This is a genomic window from uncultured Cohaesibacter sp. (assembly GCF_963556055.3).
In the GTDB taxonomy this organism is placed as follows: domain Bacteria; phylum Pseudomonadota; class Alphaproteobacteria; order Rhizobiales; family Cohaesibacteraceae; genus Cohaesibacter.
Window position 1 is genome coordinate 90,676 of record NZ_CAUVYE020000021.1, and the last position, 20,818, is coordinate 111,493.

General features: G+C 54.0%; 16 protein-coding genes. 5 read left to right on the forward strand and 11 right to left on the reverse strand.

The window, feature by feature from the left end:
• Positions 1-11: 11 nt before the first annotated feature.
• On the reverse strand, positions 12-1,445 hold the full coding sequence (locus ACHZB8_RS14680; RefSeq protein ID WP_316861410.1) for an ATP-binding protein: 1,434 nt from the start codon (positions 1,443-1,445) through the stop codon (positions 12-14).
• Complete coding sequence (locus ACHZB8_RS14685; RefSeq protein WP_316861412.1) at positions 1,442-2,173, reverse strand: response regulator transcription factor; 732 nt, start codon at positions 2,171-2,173, stop codon at positions 1,442-1,444. Before ACHZB8_RS14685 ends, ACHZB8_RS14680 begins: the two co-directional genes overlap by 4 nt.
• 322 nt (positions 2,174-2,495) lie before the next feature.
• Between ACHZB8_RS14685 and ACHZB8_RS14690 the strand changes: the two genes are divergently transcribed.
• From ACHZB8_RS14690 to ACHZB8_RS14700, 3 genes are all read left to right on the forward strand, one after another.
• A complete protein-coding gene (locus ACHZB8_RS14690; protein WP_316861414.1) occupies positions 2,496-2,981 on the forward strand; it encodes a hypothetical protein in 486 nt (161 codons plus the stop codon).
• Between the two features lie 921 nt (positions 2,982-3,902).
• Positions 3,903-4,565, forward strand: coding sequence for a trimeric intracellular cation channel family protein (locus ACHZB8_RS14695; protein ID WP_316861415.1), 663 nt, complete (start codon positions 3,903-3,905; stop codon positions 4,563-4,565).
• A 563-nt stretch (positions 4,566-5,128) separates the two neighbouring features.
• Positions 5,129-6,280 carry a PepSY-associated TM helix domain-containing protein gene (locus tag ACHZB8_RS14700; protein ID WP_316861416.1) on the forward strand — a complete coding sequence of 384 codons (1,152 nt, stop codon included), beginning with the start codon at positions 5,129-5,131 and terminating at the stop codon, positions 6,278-6,280.
• 252 nt (positions 6,281-6,532) lie between these two features.
• Here the strand turns inward: ACHZB8_RS14700 and ribB are convergent, their stop codons facing one another.
• From ribB to ACHZB8_RS14730, 6 genes are all read right to left on the reverse strand, one after another.
• A complete protein-coding gene (ribB, locus tag ACHZB8_RS14705) occupies positions 6,533-7,651 on the reverse strand; it encodes a 3,4-dihydroxy-2-butanone-4-phosphate synthase (RefSeq protein ID WP_316861418.1) in 1,119 nt (372 codons plus the stop codon).
• Between the two features lie 97 nt (positions 7,652-7,748).
• Positions 7,749-8,843, reverse strand: a complete 1,095-nt coding sequence (gene aroC / locus ACHZB8_RS14710) for a chorismate synthase (RefSeq protein WP_316861419.1) — start codon at positions 8,841-8,843, stop codon at positions 7,749-7,751.
• A 309-nt stretch (positions 8,844-9,152) separates the two neighbouring features.
• Positions 9,153-9,686, reverse strand: coding sequence for a hypothetical protein (locus ACHZB8_RS14715; protein WP_316861421.1), 534 nt, complete (start codon positions 9,684-9,686; stop codon positions 9,153-9,155).
• Between the two features lie 266 nt (positions 9,687-9,952).
• On the reverse strand, positions 9,953-10,549 hold the full coding sequence (locus ACHZB8_RS14720; RefSeq protein WP_316861423.1) for a histidine phosphatase family protein: 597 nt from the start codon (positions 10,547-10,549) through the stop codon (positions 9,953-9,955).
• A gap of 201 nt (positions 10,550-10,750) precedes the next feature.
• Positions 10,751-11,560 (reverse strand): enoyl-ACP reductase FabI, encoded by an 810-nt coding sequence (fabI, locus tag ACHZB8_RS14725; RefSeq protein ID WP_316861425.1) that lies wholly within the window; start codon positions 11,558-11,560, stop codon positions 10,751-10,753.
• A gap of 541 nt (positions 11,561-12,101) precedes the next feature.
• On the reverse strand, positions 12,102-12,749 hold the full coding sequence (locus tag ACHZB8_RS14730; protein WP_316861427.1) for a TetR/AcrR family transcriptional regulator: 648 nt from the start codon (positions 12,747-12,749) through the stop codon (positions 12,102-12,104).
• A 584-nt stretch (positions 12,750-13,333) separates the two neighbouring features.
• Between ACHZB8_RS14730 and ACHZB8_RS14735 the strand changes: the two genes are divergently transcribed.
• Both ACHZB8_RS14735 and ACHZB8_RS14740 read left to right on the forward strand, forming a co-directional pair.
• The gene (locus ACHZB8_RS14735; RefSeq protein ID WP_316861589.1) at positions 13,334-14,776 is read left to right on the forward strand and encodes an FAD-binding oxidoreductase; all 1,443 of its coding nucleotides are present in this window, start codon (positions 13,334-13,336) and stop codon (positions 14,774-14,776) included.
• 2 nt (positions 14,777-14,778) lie between these two features.
• Complete coding sequence (locus tag ACHZB8_RS14740; RefSeq protein WP_316861428.1) at positions 14,779-15,240, forward strand: GNAT family acetyltransferase; 462 nt, start codon at positions 14,779-14,781, stop codon at positions 15,238-15,240.
• A 113-nt stretch (positions 15,241-15,353) separates the two neighbouring features.
• Here the strand turns inward: ACHZB8_RS14740 and ACHZB8_RS14745 are convergent, their stop codons facing one another.
• The 3 genes from ACHZB8_RS14745 to ACHZB8_RS14755 form a co-directional block, all read right to left on the reverse strand.
• On the reverse strand, positions 15,354-15,611 hold the full coding sequence (locus ACHZB8_RS14745; RefSeq protein ID WP_316861430.1) for a hypothetical protein: 258 nt from the start codon (positions 15,609-15,611) through the stop codon (positions 15,354-15,356).
• Between the two features lie 294 nt (positions 15,612-15,905).
• Positions 15,906-17,858, reverse strand: coding sequence for an AsmA family protein (locus tag ACHZB8_RS14750; protein ID WP_316861431.1), 1,953 nt, complete (start codon positions 17,856-17,858; stop codon positions 15,906-15,908).
• Positions 17,859-18,778: 920 nt separating this feature from the next.
• On the reverse strand, positions 18,779-20,515 hold the full coding sequence (locus ACHZB8_RS14755; RefSeq protein WP_316861432.1) for an iron ABC transporter permease: 1,737 nt from the start codon (positions 20,513-20,515) through the stop codon (positions 18,779-18,781).
• Positions 20,516-20,818: the final 303 nt, after the last annotated feature.

The window sequence follows — 20,818 nt, forward strand, 5'->3', positions numbered from 1 at the left end:
CGGGTCCCTGTCTATTCCGACAAGGGGAAGCGAACGACAATCTTAAGGCCGCCGCCCTCCGTATCCAGCAGATCCAGCGTCGCATCATGGCTTTCGGCAACCTTGCTTGCAATCGCAAGACCAAGGCCGAAGCCGGGTTCGCCATTCATGGTGCGAGCCTTGTCACCGCGAGCGAAAGGCTGTTGCAACAGCATTTTTTCCTCTTGCGGGATACCCGGCCCGTGATCGATCACTTTCAGACAGGCGAAATCGCCTTCCTTTGTCAGCGACAACTCGCAGGAACCGGCGTATTTGATGGCATTGTCGATCAGATTATCGACCATGCGCATGACATCATTGGGCCTGGCACGAATGGTGACATTGGTCAGTTCCGTTATTTCAACCGGATTGCCCGCATCACTCCATTCACAGGCCAGACTGTGCACCAGACTGCTCAGTTCCAGCCTTACGGGCTCATCAGACAGATCGCGCTTGCTGAAATAGGCCATCAACCGGGACAGAAGGCCATCCATCATGTTGAGATCACGCAGGAATGCAGCCCGATCCTCCTCGGGTTCAACGGTGTCGGCACGCAATCGCAGCCGCGTCACGGGCGTGCGCAGATCGTGCCCGACGGCAGCCAGCATTCGGGTGCGGTCGTCAATCAGATGGTGGATGCGTTCCTGCATCTTGTTCAGTGCGCTTGCCGCCGCGCGCAATTCGGTCGGCCCTGTCACGTCAACCTTTTTGGGGTCAACATCTTCCTTGGCGATGTTGTTGGTCACCGATGCCAGTTTTCTCAGCGGTCTTATGAGGAAGACGATCGCCCAGAAAAGCAACAGCAGCATGCAGACCACCGTGAAGACCAGCGTATTTTCAATCAGATGATTGGGCGGGTCGCCTGCCCTCACCTCGATCGAGGCGCTCAGGACTTCCTCGCTTGGCATAAGAGCAAAGAGGGTCACCCTGGCTATGTCGGTCGTTTCGTTCTTCTCCACCCGACGAGAGATCACCAGACTGACCTCTTGCGGGTTGGACACACCGAAAAATCCGGGCTCTCCCGGCTCGCGGATGCGGTCCCGCGGTTCCCTGAACAATTGCGCTGGCGCTATGGCTCCCGGGGCTGCGGACAAGGGCTTGTCGACGATGTGCCGTCCCTTGGCCCAGACCAGATCGTGCCCCAGCGACTCGCCCTTGGGATGGAGCTTGTAAGTGACTTTGGGATGACGTTTCTTCAGCTCTTCAAGATGCGCCCGATAATCTCCGGGATCCTCCAGAGACAAGACCTCGGCAATGCCGATCTGGCGCTCGGAAAAGAGCATGACAGGCGGAGCGAGAGGCGCGTCGCGCGCCGCCTGAATGGAGATATAGATACCCGACAGGAACAGGACAGTGGCCAGAATGAGCAGAATCAGAAGCTGCCCTGCAATCGAGTTTATAAAATCAAACCAAAGGGCTTTTTTCATGCAGACTCGCGGTGTTCTTCAACTTCTGCAATGAACTCATAACCGCCAGACCTGACGGTATGGATCAGCTTCTGCGACCCCTCACCGCTTTCCAGCTTGCGACGCAACCGGGAAATCAGGATATCGATGCTTCGTTCCGTGGCGCCAGAGTTGCGCCCCTGTGTCAGTTCTATCAGTTGCTCGCGGGTTAGTGTCAGGCCGGGACGCTCACAAAAGACGCGCAGCAGGTCGAACTCGGCCGGGGTCAGATGGGTCTGAACGCCATTGTTGTCGCACAATTCGCGCTTCCTGACATCAAGCTGCCATTTACCGCCGAAATAGAGGACGGGGGCCTGCATCCGGCTGTCTTTGACCGCCATGCGGCTTCTGCGCAGCATGGCCTTGATTCTGGCTTCCAGTTCGCGGGGATTGAAGGGCTTGGACATGTAATCGTCAGCACCCAGTTCCAACCCGACAACCCGGTCGATGTCTTCTCCCTTGGCCGAGAGGATCAGGATCGGGATGGTTGAAATGGAGCGCAGGCGCGAGCATATGGAAAGACCGTCCTCTCCGGGCAACATCACATCAAGCAGGATCAGATCGATACAACTGCGGGCCAGGATGGCATCTGCTTCATGGCCATTGGAAGCAAGCGAGGCTGTCCATCCGTTTCGCTGTAACAGTGAAGCGAGGAGGGTCTGAATTTCAGTGTCATCTTCGATGACCAATATATGTGTGGGGTTCTGCATGGCTGTTCTTTTTTGTTATGGGCGGCTTCATCTCTTTAATAATGGAGGTCAAGCGGTGCAAAAATCAAAGAAACCTTTACCTTGTACGCAGATTTTGAAGAGTTTTCGTTTCTGAAGGTTTCTAAATCGCAATTTGATATAAACAGAAACATCCTGACACATTTGGTTAAAAACGCTTTAACGAATTGGTAGCACTCTTGGCTCGCAAGTCAACGATAACCGCAGGGCAGGCTTCGAAATCATTGGATGAACAGCCTTAAGGATAGTTCAAATGACCTCAATCAGCGGGCTAAATACGAACCTATTTAGCACAATGCAGCAAATGCAGTCGACTTCTCCGGAAGATCGTCTGGAAGAAGAGCTGCAAAGCCTGGTCGCATCGGGAGAAATTAGCACCGAAGACCAGGAGGCACTTTCGAGTGCCCTTGACGACATAAGCGAGGAGATGCGCAGCACGGCCCCTGAAGCAGGCTCTGCCCCTCCAAGCCAGGAAGAAGTTCAGGAAAAAATCGACGGCCTGATCGCCGAGCAGGTGGAAGCGGGCAATCTGACTGAGGAACAGGCTGAAGAGCTTTCGGATCTGTTTGAAGAAATGGCACAAGCCGGTCCGCAAGGTTCGGGAGGCCCTCAGGGTGGCCCTCCTCCGGGTCCTCCTCCGGGAGAAGCCTCTGAAACCAGCAGCGAAGACAGCACAAGTGATATGCTGGCAAGTTTTCTTGAGCAACTGCAAGAGCAGAATGCCACCAGCTACAGCGCTCAGGGCAACGTATCTGGCCAGGGCTCGTTGTTGTTCAGCTATTCTGCCTGATCCCGCAACAGACGCGGATCAATAACAGCGTTCAAAAACCCGGATCGAAACTTTCGGTTCGGGTTTTTCATTGGAAGATGTTCGGTAAAGACCCCGATTACAGGCGTTCACAGACGCTTGCAAAGGCGCGAAAAACATATTTGGTCAGAATACCGATGGCGGTCAAAAACAGCATATTGCGCATCAGATTTCTCCTAAAACTCGAATATCATTGCGACTATAGCACTATTTGAATGACAATTCCTGGCTGATGCAATCACGATTAATAAAATTAATGTAATGTCACGTTTGTTCATGTCAATGGACAGGTCGATCTTGAGGATGGACAAGTGTGCGGGTTTCCTCTGCCTGGCCAATTCCTCATTGTCCGATCAGAGTGTGATCCCGGCTTGCCCAGCTTTTGCGAGTCGCATTTGCAAATGCTGAAAGAGCCTCGTCCAAATTCTTCGTCTTGCTTGCCAGAGAGAATGAACCACAATTCTCTCCAGAATATGGCTAAGTGTAACTCTCCCTTGGCAAATTGTATCAAACTGTAATCCGGTCAGAGAGAGCCGAATCTCGCATGGCCATCTGCATCCGGGACGGGCCCTCTGGCAAGGATTTGGAGACCGGAACAGTCGCCCGAAAGGGCTTTCCGCCTCTTAGACGAAGGGATTATTCACGCCAAAAGTGTAAAGCCTTCACGTAAAATTTTTTTGATCTATTTAATCTCTGGACGAACACAAAAAGAACAAAAATCAAACAAATGAATCACACAGTGGGGCCGGTACTTTTTTCACAGAACAAACGAAGAACTTACCAAGGTAAATCCTTTTGAAATTTCAGCATTTTTCGATTATTCTCCCGCCCTTAAATCCGTGTTAACTTTTCTTTGCCAACAGCCGGTTTCGTGTCCTTCACAGCCAATGGAATTGCTGCAACATGTCTGTCTTACTGAGCCTCATTCTGGACAAGGGTGTCCCCATATTCTTTTATGCCGGTCTGGTTGTATTCGCCATGTCGGGGGGCCTGCGCGCCATTCAGGCGCAGATGGATCTGTTTGGCGTTCTCATGGTCGGTCTGGTGACGGCAACCGGGGGCGGAACGATCCGTGACATTCTGATCGGTTCCCTGCCAGTCAATTGGGTCGCCGATCCGGGCCCTCTTGCCATTGTGCTCCCCTCTTCCCTGCTGGCTTATGGTGTTCATCATCTTGGCTGGTCGCAAAGACAGATATTCAACTGGGTGGATGGCATAGGCATGGCGATTTTCTCAGTGACCGGCGCAGCGATTACCGCGAAGCTGGGTCACCATGAGGTCATATGCATCATGATGGGGGTTGTGACGGCCACCTTCGGCAGCCTCATTCGGGACATTCTTTGCAATGTGGTCCCATTCCTGCTCAGACAGGAAATCTATGCCACAGCGGCCCTGTTGGGCGCGACCCTTTATGTCGGCTTGCAAATGCTCGGAGTGGACGAGGCCATCAGCGCCCTCATTGGCATGAGCTCGGCGCTGACCCTCAGAGGCATGGCCATTCGTTACAAATTCAACGTGAGAGAGGTCGAGGGCGAAGAGCCCCCGCAAATCATAAGGCGCGATTGATCCGTCTGATCATCAAGGATGCGAGGCTAGGCGGCCAGAAGATAGAAAACAAGTCCCGCGACCAGTCCGAGGCTCAGCATGATGGCAAGTTTCGCGGAGTCCTGGGAAGCATTTTTTGCAACTGCTTTGTTTTTCATTTCATTCCCCTATCGCTGGTTACTTTGCGAGGACCTATTCGGAAAGCTCGTAAACGGGCTCGCTTCCCATTATATGTAGGGTCCGGCATTCATTTTTCAAAATGCAAATGAATATTTCCTGAATATTTTTTCTGACCTTACTCTTCTAGACCTAAAGTCTCGAACCGCTGAGAGAATCGGTTGACCATGCATTTACCTTGCAGTCAGCGCGTTTTCGCAGCTCAAGCTGTGAAATGCGGTGTGAAAACCAAGCAGCAAGAGGGCTGACGCCGGTCGCCGCGATACGAGATTTGTATCCGTTTGTATCCAGCTGCTGCAAAGCGACACAGTGCGACAGTTTATTATCTGGCTGTGATGATCCCACAATTCAAACGCGCTATTATCCTTGCGGTTTCCTGACCAGTTTGCCACATCGGAGTTTCGACCATGTTTCGAAAAATCATCTTCTGGTCCCACCTTGTCGTTGGGATCGCAACCGGACTTGTCATATTCGTATTGGCATTGACCGGCGTTATTCTGACCTATGAAATGCAAATTGCAGCCTTGTTTGACCCCAAGGTCTCGGCTCCATCTGAAAATGCGCAGATGCTGACAACCGATGAGATATTGGCGATTGCCAAGCCGGTTTTCGAGGATCAGACAGCAACCCTGAACTATTACAGCGATGCTTCCAAGCCTCTAACCGTAGCGGCGGGTCGGCACGAGATGAAAATGATCGACCCCTACAGCGGAGCCTTTATCGAAGCTGGCAGCAATCCAACCGAGAATTTTTTCCATCTGGCAGAAGATCTGCATCGCAATCTGGCCATGGGCTTTGACAGCACTGGGGCAACGCTTGTGAAGGTGAGCAACCTCGCATTCCTGTTCATCATCATTTCGGGTGCCTATCTGTGGCTCCCGCGCAAATGGAAATGGCCGTTCCTGAGGCAGAAAATATTCTTTGTCAAAATGCCAACTGCCAAGGCACGTGACTTCAACTGGCATCATGTCTTTTCCTTCTGGGTGTTGATCCCGCTCGTCGCAGTTGTCGGCACCGGTGTCATCATTTCCTATCCGTGGGCCAATGACCTTGCCTTCTCTGCGGCAGGCCTTGAAGCGCCCATGGGAGGCGGCAGGGGCAAAGGCATGTGGGCCCGCTCCTCTGGTGGCGGTTCCTCAAACCTGCCGGTTGAACAGCTGGTGTCCTATCAGTCCATTCTGGACAAGGCCAAAACCGTTGAAAGCAACTGGAAAACCATTTCAATCATTGTCCCGAGTGCAGACAATGCCAAGAATGTCGATATTCTGGTGGATACGGGCAACGGCAAACAGGGTGCGACCCAGCAGACCGTGACCTATAGCCGGGAGACCGGAGATGTGGTTGAGGTCAAGGGACCCGACGAGATGGCAACGCCGACCCAGGCCCTCAAACGCTATCTGCGTTTCCTTCATTCAGGTGAAGTCTACGGCATTGTCGGACAGACCCTTGCCGGCATTGCCTCGCTCGCCTCTCTGTTCCTTGTCTGGACCGGTTTCGCCCTCGCATGGCGCCGCCTGATTTCTCCGCTCTTCAGGAAAAAAGCCGTGCCGACCAACTAAGGTTACAACAACGGTTATCCGGCCAGTCAAAGAAAAGCCCGCGGTCTCTTCGGATCGCGGGCTCCTTGTTTTCGGCTTCGCCATCGACAACATAGCCCGACCCTGACACATGTCTCGGATGGCCTTACCTCCGAAAGATGGCGATGACCAAGACAAGCCAGGGCAGCCCTGTACAGGGCAGTCCAATGCAAAAAACCCGCTGTCAGCAGTCTGACAACGGGCAGCTTTCTCGCTTCATCCTGAAAAGAACGCTCAGATAATCTCCGTGCCCGAGATATTCAGACCGAAGCCCTCGAGCCCGACATAGTGTCGCTCCCTTGATGACAGAAGCCGGATCGACGAGATGCCGAGATCGAGAAGGATCTGGGCTCCCAACCCGATATCGCGCCAGTCTTCATTGCGCGACTTGGCACTGACATGGGCTTCGTCATGCGCTGCGGTCAGACCCTCAGGCTCCAACCCGTCTCTCGGACGCATGGACCCTGTGGCAACATAGGGCGAACCGTCGCGCAAATAGACCAGAACACCACGGCTCTGGGAAAACCTGCTCGCGATCGAATCGAGCGTTCGGTTCTTGCCAAAGATGTCGGCCAACACATTTTCCTGATGGAGCCGCACAGGCACATCCTTGCCATCGCGGATATCGCCAAAGATCAGCGCCAGATGCTCCATATCGTCGAATTTGGCCTTGAAGGTGACCGCACGGGCCGGGCCGTGACGGGTTTCAACCGGAAATTCGTCAATGCGGACGACAAGGCGTTCGATGCGCTGGCGATAGGCGATGAGATCGGCCACAGAGACCTGACGAAGGCCATGTTCCTTGGCGAACTCAGCGATCTGCGGTCCGCGCTTGACGCTGCCGTCGTCATTGACAAGCTCGGAAATGACACCAACCGGTGGCAGACCGGCAAGCGTGCACAGATCAACCGCGGCTTCGGTATGGCCTGAGCGGACCAGCACTCCGCCATCCTTGGCGATGAGCGGGAAGATGTGGCCGGGCCGCACGAAATCGCCAGCCCCGGTGTTGCCATTGGCAAGGCCATGCACCGTCATGCAGCGCTCTTCGGCAGAAATGCCGGTTGTCGTTCCATGCTTGAAGTCAACCGAAACCGTGAAAGCGGTCGACAGCGGCGCATTGTTGTTGGCGACCATCGGTGCGAGCTGCAAATGCCCGGCCCGCTCGCCTGTCATCGGAGCACAGACGATGCCCGAGCTGTGACGAACGATAAAGGCCATCTGCTCGGACGTGATCTTGGTGGCGGCGACAATCAGATCGCCCTCATTCTCGCGATCATCATCATCCGTGACGATGACCATCTCACCTTTTTCAAATGCGCGGATTGCCTCTGCAACCCGTTCCATATCGGCCATGAAGGTCCCTTTTTGTTTATGCGCCACGCTTGCTGGATGCGCGCGGGTCTGGTTCTGGTGTTTCTCACAGTTAGGATTTGCACCTGAAAATGCAATGCTACCTTCCGCCCTGTTGCGCCCTGTGCAACAGGATGTGATCGGCCAGCGTAATGGCGAGCATGGCTTCACCAACAGGCACGGCCCGGATGCCGACACAAGGATCATGACGTCCCCTTGTCATGACCTCAACCTCCTCACCACTGCGGGTAATGGATTTTTTTGGTGTCAGGATGGAACTGGTCGGTTTGATGGCAAAACGGACCACGACATCTTCCCCAGTTGAGATGCCCCCCAGAATGCCCCCGGCATGGTTGGACAGGAAAACCGGATTGCCGGTGTCATCAAGACGCATTTCATCAGCATTTTCCTCGCCGGTCAGGCAGGCGGCGTTGAAGCCTTCACCGATTTCCACGCCCTTGACCGCGTTGATGGACATCATGGCGCTGGCAATATCCTGATCGAGCTTGGCATAGATGGGAGCCCCCAGACCAACGGGAACACCGGATGCGACCACTTCGATCACGGCCCCGATGGAGGAGCCGGATTTTCTGATGTCATCAAGATAATCGGCCCAAAGAGCAGCCGCTTCCCTGTCCGGACAGAAGAAAGGATTGTTGCCCACTTCATTCCAGTCCCAATTGTCGCGGTTGATCTTGTGCGGGCCCATCTGCACCATGGCACCGCGGATGGAGATCTCCGGGATCACCTTGCGGGCAATGGCTCCGGCGGCAACGCGCATGGCTGTTTCACGCGCTGAGGAGCGACCACCACCGCGATAGTCGCGAATGCCATATTTGGCGTCATAGGTATAGTCGGCATGGCCCGGACGGTAACGCTCGGCGATATCGCCATAATCCCTGGAGCGCTGATCCGTGTTGTGGATGATGAGGCCGATGGACGTGCCGGTCGTCACCTGTTCTCCGCTTTCAGGGTGCGCAAAGACCCCGGACAGGATTTCGACCTGATCTTTCTCCTGTCGCTGGGTGGTATAGCGGGACTGACCGGGACGCCGACGATCCAGATCTCTCTGGATTTCCTCTCTGGTGATGCCGATGAGTGAAGGACAGCCATCCACCGTGCAGCCGATGGCCGGTCCGTGGCTCTCGCCCCAGGTGGTGACGCGAAAAAGATGTCCGAAACTGTTATGCGACATTGGCGGCCTGCTTTCCGTCTCAAGCGATTCCGACCCTGCATGGCTGAGCGGCAAGACCTGCCTGCCATGGCAAGAGAATCGCACGCGCCTGTTATCAGCGGTCTGCTATATCACAGGCATTCATGAAGATCATCGGAAGATGTCTTACTGAGCGCAGCAACAAAGGTCAAATCATGAGACGGATTTTATCATGTCCTTGCGCACAGATGCGGTGTCAAGACAGGTCTGTTCGGCTCATCCAAACGAATATGCCCGCCAGGAGGCGGGCATTTCTTGAAACGGTTCTGCCTGTCGGCTTCTTCCTGTTCGCTATTTCTTGGAGAATGTCGTCGACCAGTAGCGCTGTCCGGAGCTTTGAACAATCTTGTTGCCAACCTTGTAGCCGCAGTCGCGCGTCATCTTGATCGTCCAGTCGCGTGCGCCGTTGACGCCGTCATAGAAGATCATATAGACGCCGCCTTTGTTGCGATAAAGCTCATAGGTGCGATAGACATGCTTGTTCTCGGAGCCTGAGCGCATGGATACGCGTTCATAGAGATGGACCCGATCACCCCGCTCGTCACTCAGGGTCTCATAGCTCCAATATTGATTAAGCTGGCCTTTGCTGGCACCGCCGATATTGAAAATGACATTCTGATTTGGGAAACGGTGATCAATCCGTTCAACCTGCCCGTTCTTGACCTTGAAATAATAGTGGCGTCCGGAGGATTCATTGCCCCCTTCGCAATAGAAAGTCTGACCTGCCAATGCGGCGACGACTCCCTCTGCCATGGCGGTTGCGTTGTGGACACAGAATGCACTTACAGCCAATGCGAGATAGGCCAGTCTTACCGTTTTTACCATAATAGCTTTCCCCAAAGCATATAGGTCGCCAGTGGTCGCATTACCGACCAGCTTCCTCAAGTCCCATTTCCATACTCGGGGCAACTTAGCTTATAAACCTTTCTACTTACGCCAATTATTAGTTCGGGTTTGCATTGCTTTTAGCTAAAATTGAACCTTTTTCTCGGCAAACGATTACCACGACATGCAACCGCTCGATTTTTTCACACCAAATGATTGAAAAACAAACAGGAAAACCGTCGCCAGCGATGAACCGGACGGGTGGTTCAAATCCAGGACGCGTCTGAACCGGACCAGAAATAAATCTTGTCCTGTGGTGTTTTGAGCATCGGGGCCTCGAGTTCGGGCACATTTTCAAGGAAATAGCGCACAATCCGCAAGACGCCACCATGGGCAACGACAACAGTCGGTTTGTCCAGAGATCGGAACCAGCCGCCAATCCGCTCCGCCAGCATTTGATAGCTCTCGCCGTTGGGCATGCAGGTGGTCCATTTATCGGCTTCGCGTTCCCAATAGAGTTCTGGTTCGCGCTGCTTGATCTCTTCCAGTGTCCAGCCTTCCCAGTCGCCGAAAGAGAATTCGATCAGCCGGTCATCGAACAACACATTGCGAGCCCAGTCCGTATCGGCCCAGCCGGATGTCTCGAGCACCAGATCGAGGGTCTGCCGGGTACGGGTCATTGGGCTGCAAAACAGATTGGTACCAGCAGGATCATCCAGAAGCTCGGCGAGCACCTTGCCATTGCGGCGGGCCTGTTGCTCGCCAGTCTTGTTCAGCGGGATGTCGCGTTGCCCCTGATAACGATGCTCGGCATTCCAGTCGGTTTCGCCATGGCGAATATAGTAGATTGGCGGGGTCGGCATCGCGTCTCCTTTTCAGACTTTGCTTGATTGGCTGGCGGATGAAAGAGCCATGGCCTGCCAGCGGGGCAGACCTGGCGCTTTTAGGCCAAAAAAAACATCCGTGGTCAACCGCCAAAATGGGTAGACCACGGATGCAAAATCGCACGTCAGGCAAAAATGCCGTCTCGGCGCCCGTCATGATCAGGCAGCCGCAAAGTGACATCAGACAGTGATATCTGGCGCATCAACCGCCTTCATGCCGACAACATGATAGCCGGAATCCACATGGTGGATTTCACCGGTCACACCACGTGCAAAGTCGGACAGCAGATAGACAGCCGAATCCCCAACCTCGTCGATCGTCACGACCCGACGCATCGGCGAGTTATATTCGTTCCACTTCAGGATATAGCGGAAATCACCAATGCCGGAGGCTGCCAGTGTCTTGATCGGACCGGCGGAAATGGCGTTGACGCGAATATTGTTCTTGCCAAGATCTTCAGCCAGATAACGAACCGATGTTTCAAGTGCGGACTTGGCAACACCCATGACATTGTAATGTGGCATCACTTTCTCTGCGCCATAATAGGTCAGGGTCAGCATCGAACCACCTTCGGGCATCAGCTTTTCGGCCCGCTGGGCGACTGCCGTGAAGGAATAGGCAGAGATGAACATGGACTGCGTGAAGTTTTCCGGCGTTGTGTCGATATAACGACCGGTCAGTTCATCCTTGTCGGAATAGGCAATGCAGTGAACGACAAAGTCGATGCTGCCCCATTCCTGCGCAAGAGTGCCGAAAACGGCGTCAATGCTGTCGCCATCGGTTACATCACAATGTCCCACCACAAAGGCGCCCAACTGTTCAGCGAGGGGTTCGACGCGCTTCTTCATGGCATCGCCCTGATAGGTCATCGCCAATTCGGCACCAGCATCCTTACAAGCTTTGGCGATGCCCCAAGCGATGGAACGGTTGTTGGCAACGCCCATGATCAGGCCGCGTTTGCCTTTCATCAATTGTGGCTTATCAGACATAGAAATCCTCTTGAGTCAGTCGCGACCAATTCGCGAATTCTTTTGCCACCGGCAAAACGGGTTGCCGAAGGCCCTGTGAGCTTGTCCGCTTCAAATAGCAGCAGAGCAACACCGCTGCGCGCTGCAAGCTCTTTGGCTAGTGCTATAATGAATCTCAGGGACAAAAATCAACATTCGATTTGTCTTAAGACAGCTGTCCCTCATGTGACATCGCACAGTTTGTCGGGATCTTATCCGATAGGTTCTTGTACAAATGCAATGCCAAATATGTCGCGGTACGCGCTCAGAAGCTCAATCTTTGTTACAGTTTCTTAACAGACGGGCCAGTGTTGCACGATTGAGATGCGTGACTAAGGGGAAATTGCAAGGCTCTTGTTCGCAATTAGCCTTGCGTGAAAAGCCCCTTGGTAAACGCAGCCAATCGGACACCTGTCTCTTGCCGGATCTGGCAGAGGCCAACAAATGCATGAAACATGAAGAAAGCCCGCAGAGAAACGGGCTCTTTTTCAGGTGCGCAAGACCCCGACCATTTCACTGAAAATCAAGCAATGGCCGAGATCGGCATGTCGCCCGCTTGAGCTGGATAGGCATATCCAGCCATCACGCCGCCGACAGCAACATCAAGCCTCTGTGGCAAGGCAAAGTCACGTTCATTGTTCAGCCAGAGCTGACCCATGCCGAAAATCAGCGACATGATCACATTGCTGATATCGCGAGACTTTGCCTCGTGGCTGATCTGTCCGTTTTCAATCGCTGCATTGCAGAGCCGCTCAAGGGTATAGGCGCATTGAGTAATGGCGCATCTGTTCCCTTTTCGCACATGCTCGTCAACGGGCAGTTCCGCTTCGGCTGCGATGCTACGCTGGCAGATCAAAGTCAGCCAGACGCCGGGCGACCGTTCAAAACTGGAGCCCATCTGAATCACGACATCCTGTAGCAGATTGATGGGATTGCTCCACATTTCCGACCGCCCGATATTCAGCTTCAACTCTTCGATCACGCGAAGATTGGCCTCATCAAGGATGGCACGATGAAGCTGCTGTTTGGAGCGAAAATGTCGAAAGATCGCCGGTTGAGAAATGCCCACCTTGTTGGCGAGCTCTGTTGTCGACAGGGAAAGATGCCCTGAAGCTGCGATACAGTCGAACGCAGCATTCACGATCTCAAGCTGACGACGGGCACTGTTCATCCGCTGAACAGGCCTCTTTTTTGTAGAAATACCTGATTTAGGCATCCAGCTGTCCCCTTGCTGTGATGCGAACAATTTGCAATAACGATTATGATATAGTCATAAATTTCTAATTTTCTATGCTTTATAGTCAAGTCGCGCGAAATTCTCGAAAATTGCGACATTTTGTGCACCCACAAACGTTTCCCCTGTTAGTAACTTCGTATTTACGAAATGAACAAGGCCCCTTTTATCGGTGGATTTGAACAATTTGTTGATTCGTGACAGTGATGGCTTTGTCTTTTTTGTTGCGGCGGAACAGTAAAAACAGGATTCAAGGAATGTAATTTGGATAGACACGCACAAATCACTGGTTTTACTTTGAGAGTTGCAGACTGAGCCTTTTTGCCGAAGTGTTGGAAACCGGACCCTCTCGTAGCGGCGTCAAACGCTTTTCAGCGCCCGAACATTCTGATAGTTTGTGCAGGTCATCTCCCACCTTGTCGAGTAATTCTTTTCCATCTGATCAATCATTCCCCTACTGAAAAGCGAAGTCTCAAGTGAACAATTCCTCCTCATCTTCATGGCCGACAAAGTCCTCCACAATCGGAGACGCCATCATCGCGCAATTCAAAGAGCTGATAGGAGCGCAGAATTGCCTGACCGAAGCCGCCGACATTGCCCCCTATTGTCGGGAATGGCGCGACAAGTTCTTCGGGTCTTGCAATCTCGTTCTCAAACCGGCAAGCACCGCTGAGGTCAGTGACGTGATGAAGCTGGCCTATGAGAAGAATATCGCGATCGTGCCGCAAGGGGGAAATACCGGACTGGTTGGGGCTCAGATCACCGATGACAGCGCCGATCAGGTCGTGCTTTCCCTGGAAAGACTGAATGCGATCCGCACTCTTGATGCCGAGAGCAATGTCGCGATTGTCGAGGCTGGCGTCATTCTTGAGACGCTTCAGCAGGCAGCAGACGAAAGCGACCGGTTGTTCCCTCTTTCTTTGGGAGCGCAGGGCTCTTGCCAGATCGGCGGCAATCTGTCGGCCAATGCGGGCGGAACCAATGTGCTGGCCTACGGCAACATGCGCGATCTGGTGCTCGGGCTTGAGGTGGTCTTGCCGGATGGGCGCATCTTCAATGGCCTGCGATCCTTGCGCAAGGACAATACGGGGTATGATCTCAAGCATCTGTTTATCGGGGCGGAAGGAACGCTCGGGGTCATAACAGCGGCATCCCTCAAGCTCTATCCGAAGCCCAGAGAGCAGCAGGTCGCCGTCTTTGCGGTCGATGATCCGGAAATGGCACTGGAGCTGTTCCAGCTGGCACGCGGGGATGCGGGTCAGATGATGACAGGCTTCGAACTGATGCCCAGAATCGGTGTCGATTTCACCCTCAAACATGGCGAAGGCATTCGCGACCCGCTCGAAGAACCGCATCCTTGGTATTGCCTGATCGAATTGTCAATCGGCTCAAAGGCAGTTAACGGACGGGCGCTGATCGAGTCCATTTTCGAGGAAGCCTTTGAAGCAGGTCTTGTCCGCGATGCCGTTCTGGCGGAAAGCCAGCAACAGGCAGACGATTTCTGGCGACTGCGCCATGGCATGAGCGAGATCCAGAAATTCGAAGGTGGCTCGATCAAGCACGACATTTCTGTGCCGGTCAAATCGATCCCGGCCTTTCTGGCCCGCGCCATCGCCGCAAGCGAGGAAACAATTCCAGGCTGTCGGCCGGTGCCGTTCGGTCATATGGGCGATGGCAATATTCATTTCAATATTTCCCAACCCGTGGGAGCCGACAGGGAGGCCTTTCTGGCCCGCTGGACGGACTTGAGCACGGTCATTCATGGCATCGTGAAAGATATGAACGGGTCGATTTCTGCCGAACACGGTATCGGCACCCTGAAGCGGGATGAATTGCCAAGCGTCAAGGATCGGGTTGAAATGGATCTGATGATCGGCATCAAGACATTGCTGGACCCTAAAGGCCTACTGAATCCGGACAAGGTCCTGTCTGTTACTGCATTGAAAAACAATAGTGATCTTTGAAAATGAGCAACCAGAAAATGGATAGTCTGATTGTCAGCGACATGGTCGATGATGATCTGGAAAGCGTCGTTGCGCTGTGGCAGGTCTGCGGGCTCACCCGCCCTTGGAACAATCCCTACAGCGATATTGCCTTTGCCCGCTCGCAAGTCAATTCAACCGTGCTGGTCGGCCGGTTCGAGCAGGACGGCGAGATCGTCGCCTCCGCCATGGCGGGGCATGACGGACATCGCGGCTGGACCTATTATCTCTCGGTCTCGCCCAACCATCAGGCAAAGGGGCTTGGCCAGGCCATGATGAAGGCAGTCGAAGACTGGCATCTGGCGCAGGGCATATGGAAATCCCAATTGATGGTTCGGACCGGCAATGAGAAAGTCATCAAGTTCTACGAGGCCCTTGGCTACAATGTCAGTGCGACGCAGCTTCTGGAACGCTGGATCGACCCCTCAAAGCGCGGTGATGCCTGAGCCTATCCTCTGAGCTTGTAGCCGCTGCTTGTGGTCGGTGCTTGCGGCCCTTGCGGAAGATTTTTGATTGTTTGGTGGGCGGCTCTGCCGCCCTTCATGCCTTGTTGGCAGGCCTAACGCCTTGGGCCGAACAGCACAAGAATGATCCAGATCGGGACAATGATCACCATGCCCACCAGAGTGTTGGGCACCGCCCAGATCACGATCCAGTTGATTGTCAGTTCGACCGCATCTGTCAGCTGATCAATATAGATAGACATGCCCGGAAAGATATCCCGGCTTGAGATGCCCAGAAAGGTCAATACGGTGCCGGTGATCAACGAGGCGAGAAGGGCCTTGCCCAACCCTGACAGCATGGATCCAAAACGCATAGGTCTACTCCGCTGATCTCACATTCTTGCCAAGACGACTATTGATGATCTTTGTAGCGCCCATGACCGCAATTTGCAATTTCCAACATCGGGAAAAACCTCAAGACTTCCATGTTGCGCTTGACAAAACCGAGCCTCAATCGAGGTGTTGACCACATGCCTGCCGATAGTGAGGCAAAAAGACGGTCTCGTCCCTGCCGTAAGGAAAAACGCGATCAAAGGAGCGGATCGCGACGCCGGCGCGCTGGATGGGATCACTAGGTCGGATCACTGGGCCAGATCACTGGGCCGCGATCACAGGGCCGGGGTGACAAGCGCGGACGGATCGCTGGCCCCGACCGGCTGACCTGCTTCGGGAAGCGCTGCGGGTTCTCTGCCGGGCGACATATCCAACGGCACACCCGGAGCCAGAATGTCCGTTTCGGGCTGGATTGCCGGGTCATCCGGCTTTCTGGCTGTGATCTTCGGGTCCGAGAGCGGGCCGGAGATCAGGAAGGGGAGATTTTTCTTTGGTTGCTCGGTTGAATGGGTTGCCGGATCAGAGCTGCGATAGAGAGACAGGGTTCCGGGGAAATCGATGGTCTGATCAGCAAGCCCCACTTGCGCCGTGCCAACAAGCGCCCGGTTGCCCGATGTGAGCCGCAGGCCTTCAACATCCAGAGCCCGGTCGATGATCTTGCCTCGCACTGAAAGAACATCAAACCGCGTTCGACCGTTGGTGAATTCTGTCTTTTTCTTGTCCTGAGACCCTTCAATAGCGGCCTGTGCCTTGTCGAGGCTGAAATGATCGAGATCACCTTGCGTCAGAACGACCGATAGAGTGCCGTGGGTGTTGTCCATGATCTGATGCAGATTCTTGCCGCTGCCTTGCAGGTCGGCTTCGATCAGTGCGGTCCCGGTCAGGATTTCATTACCCAGGATCTGACGCGTCAGGCTGCCTGCCGAGACCCCGTTTGCCTTGGTACGGAAGTTACAATTCATCATTCCCTTGTTGGAGTTGCTCTGCCGCATGTCGAAGCTGGCTTCAAGCCGACCGCCATGGGTGTAGGCCTCGCTTATGGAGAAGGACATTTCATTGTTCCGCGTCATGAGCGAGGTCGCGGCCCGGCTCATTTCCAATTGCCCCAGAGTGAGCTTGGTTGCCGAAAGCCGGACGTCGACATCTGCATAGCCGAGATCCTGGGAGAGCAGATTGTAATATTCGATATCCCTGAGGCGTTCCGCCGCCTTGAGATAGGGACCAAAATCAAGCTCGTCACTGGCAAGTGTACCCTGAATGAACGGTCTCTCACGCCGAAAATCGAGCTGCAAAACCCCGTTTGCGTGATTGTCCTCGAAAACGAGATCCATATTGGAGAAGGCAATGGACGCACCGACGAGATTGGCGCGCGCCTTGAGCGAGGCGGCACCAAGTGTCTGATCCGTGGGCACATCCCTTTTCAGCCAGACAAGCAGATCCTGCACGGAAGGTGTGCGAAAGGCAAAGTCCCCCTCGAATTGGAAATTCGACATGGTGGCAGCCGATCCACTCAGGCTCATGGAAAAAAGAGGGGAAGACAAGGAGAGCGAAAGCGGCGACAGCCCTCCGGCAAACAATTCCATCGGTTTTTTGGATTGAGCGCTAAGCTTGACCGCCCTTCCCCGCCACTGTGTCGTCCCGACGATCGAAGCGGGAGCCTCTGTACGGGGCCAATCGAAGCTGAGATTGATGTCGCTCAGATTCTCTTCCCTGTCGGTCATCTGATCCTTGTAGTGAGCCACGCCGCGGGTAATTCGGAAGTTCCCCAGCTGGACGTTTGACAAGATGAGCCGATTCTCGCCAAGCTTGTTATGGAGCAGCGATCCCCCGGTCACATCCCAGGAGCTGTTGCCTTGCTCGTCGCGGATGAATTCGAAAACGGGCTCGACGAGATGGAAACGGCGCACTTCAAACCGCCCGAAGATCAATGGCAGCCAATACATCTCGGCCTTCAGGGTATGCATGGCAGCGAGCGGAGGATGCGTGCGGCCCAGTTTGGACGCGACCTGAACGTCATTCAGCTTGATCGTCAGATAGGGCAGAATCGTCACGACAGGCTCGCCACGCACCCTGACAGGCAGGCCCATCCAGTCAGAAATCTGGTTTGAAATCTGCCTCTTGACCACTCTCGTATTGATCAAATAGGGCGTGGACACCACGAGTCCCACGACGATCACTGCAAAAGCCAAAAATGTCCACAGGATACGGATCCGTATGGTCGATGTCATTTAATCTTCCGTTACTTCAAAAAAGGATTGCCGCTCGTTCAGCACCATACCAGGCGCATGCGCAATGCAGATAACTCGAGCCCTTTTTGGCACCCTTGCAAGTTTCCCCACTGAAGGCATTCCGACGATACTGTCATAAATGACAATCGAAGAGATCATCACTGCGCAAGAACTTCTTATATTCAGCCTACAGGTTCGTAACGCGCCGGTCAGATATGCCCAGAATTCATGCGTATCTTATCTAGCTAACTTTCCTTTGTACAAAGCAAAATGCAAGGCCTTAATGGTTAACAACAGGCAAAGAATGATGCAAGGCCGGGTTATCATTGCGAAATCTGGCGCTCGGCTGTCTGTCATTGCCTTAAAGACAATGGGGTGCGAAGCACGAATACTCATTGTTGATCCCGGTTTGATCCCGCCCCGATTCCTCATCATTTGCAAGCCCAGGTCTTGAGCACATGTCTCAAGCGGCCGAGCGTGCGCTGATGGGTGCCTGTTGCTCGCATTCAAGTCACAGGCTTTTCCACCTGTGTCATTCGCATGACAAACCGCCACCATTTTCCGTTTATCTTTTCGACTAAAGTTATTATAATGATCTGATAAACTATAAGTCCCCACTCCTATAGTTTAAATACATTAAGTCAGCCCATGACTAAAACAACAACTTATTGACGCATCAAGTATTTTGTCTTTTTCAACCTAACCCATTAAGGATTTATTTCAAATATTATCTAGTTTTTAAAAATCAACATCTACAAGTTGTTGTTTTTGAGCTATTCTAATGTGAGATATCGCTCAAGTTTCGGACTCCGAGCGCCTTTTTAAGGACTCGAAGCTTGGCGATATCCAAGCGGGCGGCAATAAGTCCGCAGATCCGCCAACTCGACCCGGCCTGGCCGGGTATTCTTTTTTTTGAAATTCTAGAATCTGGTCTCTGTGCCCGTCGTTCGGGACAAGAGAATGACCGGGACAATCCCCACCACAACAATAGTCAGGGCAGCAAGCGAGCCTTGTTCGAACGCCTCCAGTGACGCCTGGCCATAGACCAGCGTGGCAAGTGTATCGAAATTGAAGGGGCGCAGCAAAATGGTCGCAGGCAGTTCCTTCATGACATCGACAAAGACCAGCAGCGCACCGGAAATGACCGACGGGCGCATGATGGGCAGATCGATTTCCACCAGCGTTCTGAAAGGCGAGCGACCCAAGGTCCGCGCCGCCGCTTCCAGATTCGGCGAGACGCGCTGCAAGCCGGTTTCCCCTGCCCCATAGGACATAGCCATGAACCGGACGCTGTAGGCATAGAGCATGGCTGCGCCCGAACTGATCAGAATGAGGCCGGTTGCGATGCCAAACCAGTCTCGCATGCTCGATGCAATCAGATTGTCCAGACGCGCAACGGGGATGAGGATGCCAACGGCCAGAACCGTGCCGGGCACAGCATAGCCAATGGAAGACAGGCGCGTGGCCGCGCTCACCAGCCCGTTTTTGTGGGTACGGGCGAAATAGGCCAGCGCCGTGCCGAGCGAGGCGGTAAGCAACGCTGCCAACAGCGCCAGAAAGAGCGAATTTCCGGCCGCAAGAAAGAAATCTTCGTTGACGTTGTCCCGCCAATGAAACCAGATGGAGCGCAAGAGCACCATTGCTGGCAGCAAAAAGCCCAGACTGATCGGCAGAAGGCAGACCATAAGGGCCAGTCCGGCTCGCCAGCCAGACAGCTTGAAGCCGGGCAAGGGCTGCAATCGACGCGAGGTCGAGGCAAATTTCTGCCCCCGGCGTCCCCGCCGCTCAAGCCATAACAGCAACAGAACAACCAGCAGCATGACGACCGAAATCTGCGCGGCTCCGGCAAGGCTGGCTCGGTTGAGCCATGTGTCATAAACGCTGAACGTCAGCGTCTTGACCCCGAAAAACTCCACCGCCCCAATATCATTGAGGCATTCCATCATGGCCAAGGTGACGCCGACAACAATCGCGGGCCGCGCCAGAGGCAGGGCAACTGCGAAAAACAGGCGCCATGGCCCGGCCCCCAACGTGCGGGCAACATCCAGAACGCAGGCCGACTGCATGAGAAAGGTCGCCCGGCTGGTCAGATAGACATAGGGGTAGAGCACGAGGCTCATGATCACAATCGCACCGGGAAGCGAGCGAAGCTCGGGAAACCAGTAGTCTCGGGCCGATGAGAAGCCGAAGGTCCAGCGCAGTGCGCTCTGGACGGGGCCGGAAAAATCGAGCAGGTCGACCGCCGCATAGGCAACGATATAAGTCGGAATGGCGAGTGGCACCAACAGGGCCCATGAAAGGACCCTGCGGCCGGGGAAATGGCACATGGTGACGAGCCATGCGGTCGAGATCCCGATAAGACTGGTGAGGCTTCCCACACCCAGCATCAACCAGGCGGTGGTGGTGACAGAGCGCGGCAGGACAGTGGATAACAGATGTGGCCAGACATCGCCCGCATCACCGAAGGCAATAACGATCAGGGACAGAATGGGCGCAGTGACCAGTAGCAATGTCAGCAACAACAGAGCCACCCCCGACATGCTTTTGGCATCAGCGTGCAATATGCGCTGAACCGGCCGACCAAACGAGGCGGGACGACTTGAAGAGACGTGCGCAACTGTCTCATCTGCCGGATCATTTGCTGGCAGGGGAGCCATGGCAGGCTCGTTTCCCTTTGTGGCCCACCGCCGTTGCCCGGCTTTGGTCTGGTTTGTTGATTGCACGTGCATCAGGCGTTTCTTGGCTCGGGCGTAGGTCGTCAATATTATGACTATTCAATTCATGTTTACACGGATGCCATGATCAGGTCAATCCGGACTGTCTTGTGACAAGACGCAGGAAATGCCGCTATTGCTGTCGAGTTCATTGACCAAGCCATGCAATTTTTGCTATCTGTTAGGAAGAGTCCGGCCCTGGCTCCTTTTCACCTTCTTTGGGGCTTTTTTACTCATATCAACTTG

Excerpts from the sequence above, each read along its gene's own strand:
- ACHZB8_RS14680 (WP_316861410.1), bottom strand. The coding sequence starts at position 1,445 with ATGAAAAAAGCCCTTTGGTTTGATTTTATAAACTCGATTGCAGGGCAG.
- ACHZB8_RS14685 (WP_316861412.1), bottom strand. The coding sequence starts at position 2,173 with ATGCAGAACCCCACACATATATTGGTCATCGAAGATGACACTGAAATT.
- ACHZB8_RS14690 (WP_316861414.1), top strand. The coding sequence starts at position 2,496 with ATGCAGTCGACTTCTCCGGAAGATCGTCTGGAAGAAGAGCTGCAAAGC.
- ACHZB8_RS14695 (WP_316861415.1), top strand. The coding sequence starts at position 3,903 with ATGTCTGTCTTACTGAGCCTCATTCTGGACAAGGGTGTCCCCATATTC.
- ACHZB8_RS14700 (WP_316861416.1), top strand. The coding sequence starts at position 5,129 with ATGTTTCGAAAAATCATCTTCTGGTCCCACCTTGTCGTTGGGATCGCA.
- ribB (WP_316861418.1), bottom strand. The coding sequence starts at position 7,651 with ATGGCCGATATGGAACGGGTTGCAGAGGCAATCCGCGCATTTGAAAAA.
- aroC (WP_316861419.1), bottom strand. The coding sequence starts at position 8,843 with ATGTCGCATAACAGTTTCGGACATCTTTTTCGCGTCACCACCTGGGGC.
- ACHZB8_RS14715 (WP_316861421.1), bottom strand. The coding sequence starts at position 9,686 with ATGGTAAAAACGGTAAGACTGGCCTATCTCGCATTGGCTGTAAGTGCA.
- ACHZB8_RS14720 (WP_316861423.1), bottom strand. The coding sequence starts at position 10,549 with ATGCCGACCCCGCCAATCTACTATATTCGCCATGGCGAAACCGACTGG.
- fabI (WP_316861425.1), bottom strand. The coding sequence starts at position 11,560 with ATGTCTGATAAGCCACAATTGATGAAAGGCAAACGCGGCCTGATCATG.
- ACHZB8_RS14730 (WP_316861427.1), bottom strand. The coding sequence starts at position 12,749 with ATGAACAGTGCCCGTCGTCAGCTTGAGATCGTGAATGCTGCGTTCGAC.
- ACHZB8_RS14740 (WP_316861428.1), top strand. The coding sequence starts at position 14,779 with ATGAGCAACCAGAAAATGGATAGTCTGATTGTCAGCGACATGGTCGAT.
- ACHZB8_RS14745 (WP_316861430.1), bottom strand. The coding sequence starts at position 15,611 with ATGCGTTTTGGATCCATGCTGTCAGGGTTGGGCAAGGCCCTTCTCGCC.
- ACHZB8_RS14750 (WP_316861431.1), bottom strand. The coding sequence starts at position 17,858 with ATGACATCGACCATACGGATCCGTATCCTGTGGACATTTTTGGCTTTT.
- ACHZB8_RS14755 (WP_316861432.1), bottom strand. The coding sequence starts at position 20,515 with ATGGCTCCCCTGCCAGCAAATGATCCGGCAGATGAGACAGTTGCGCAC.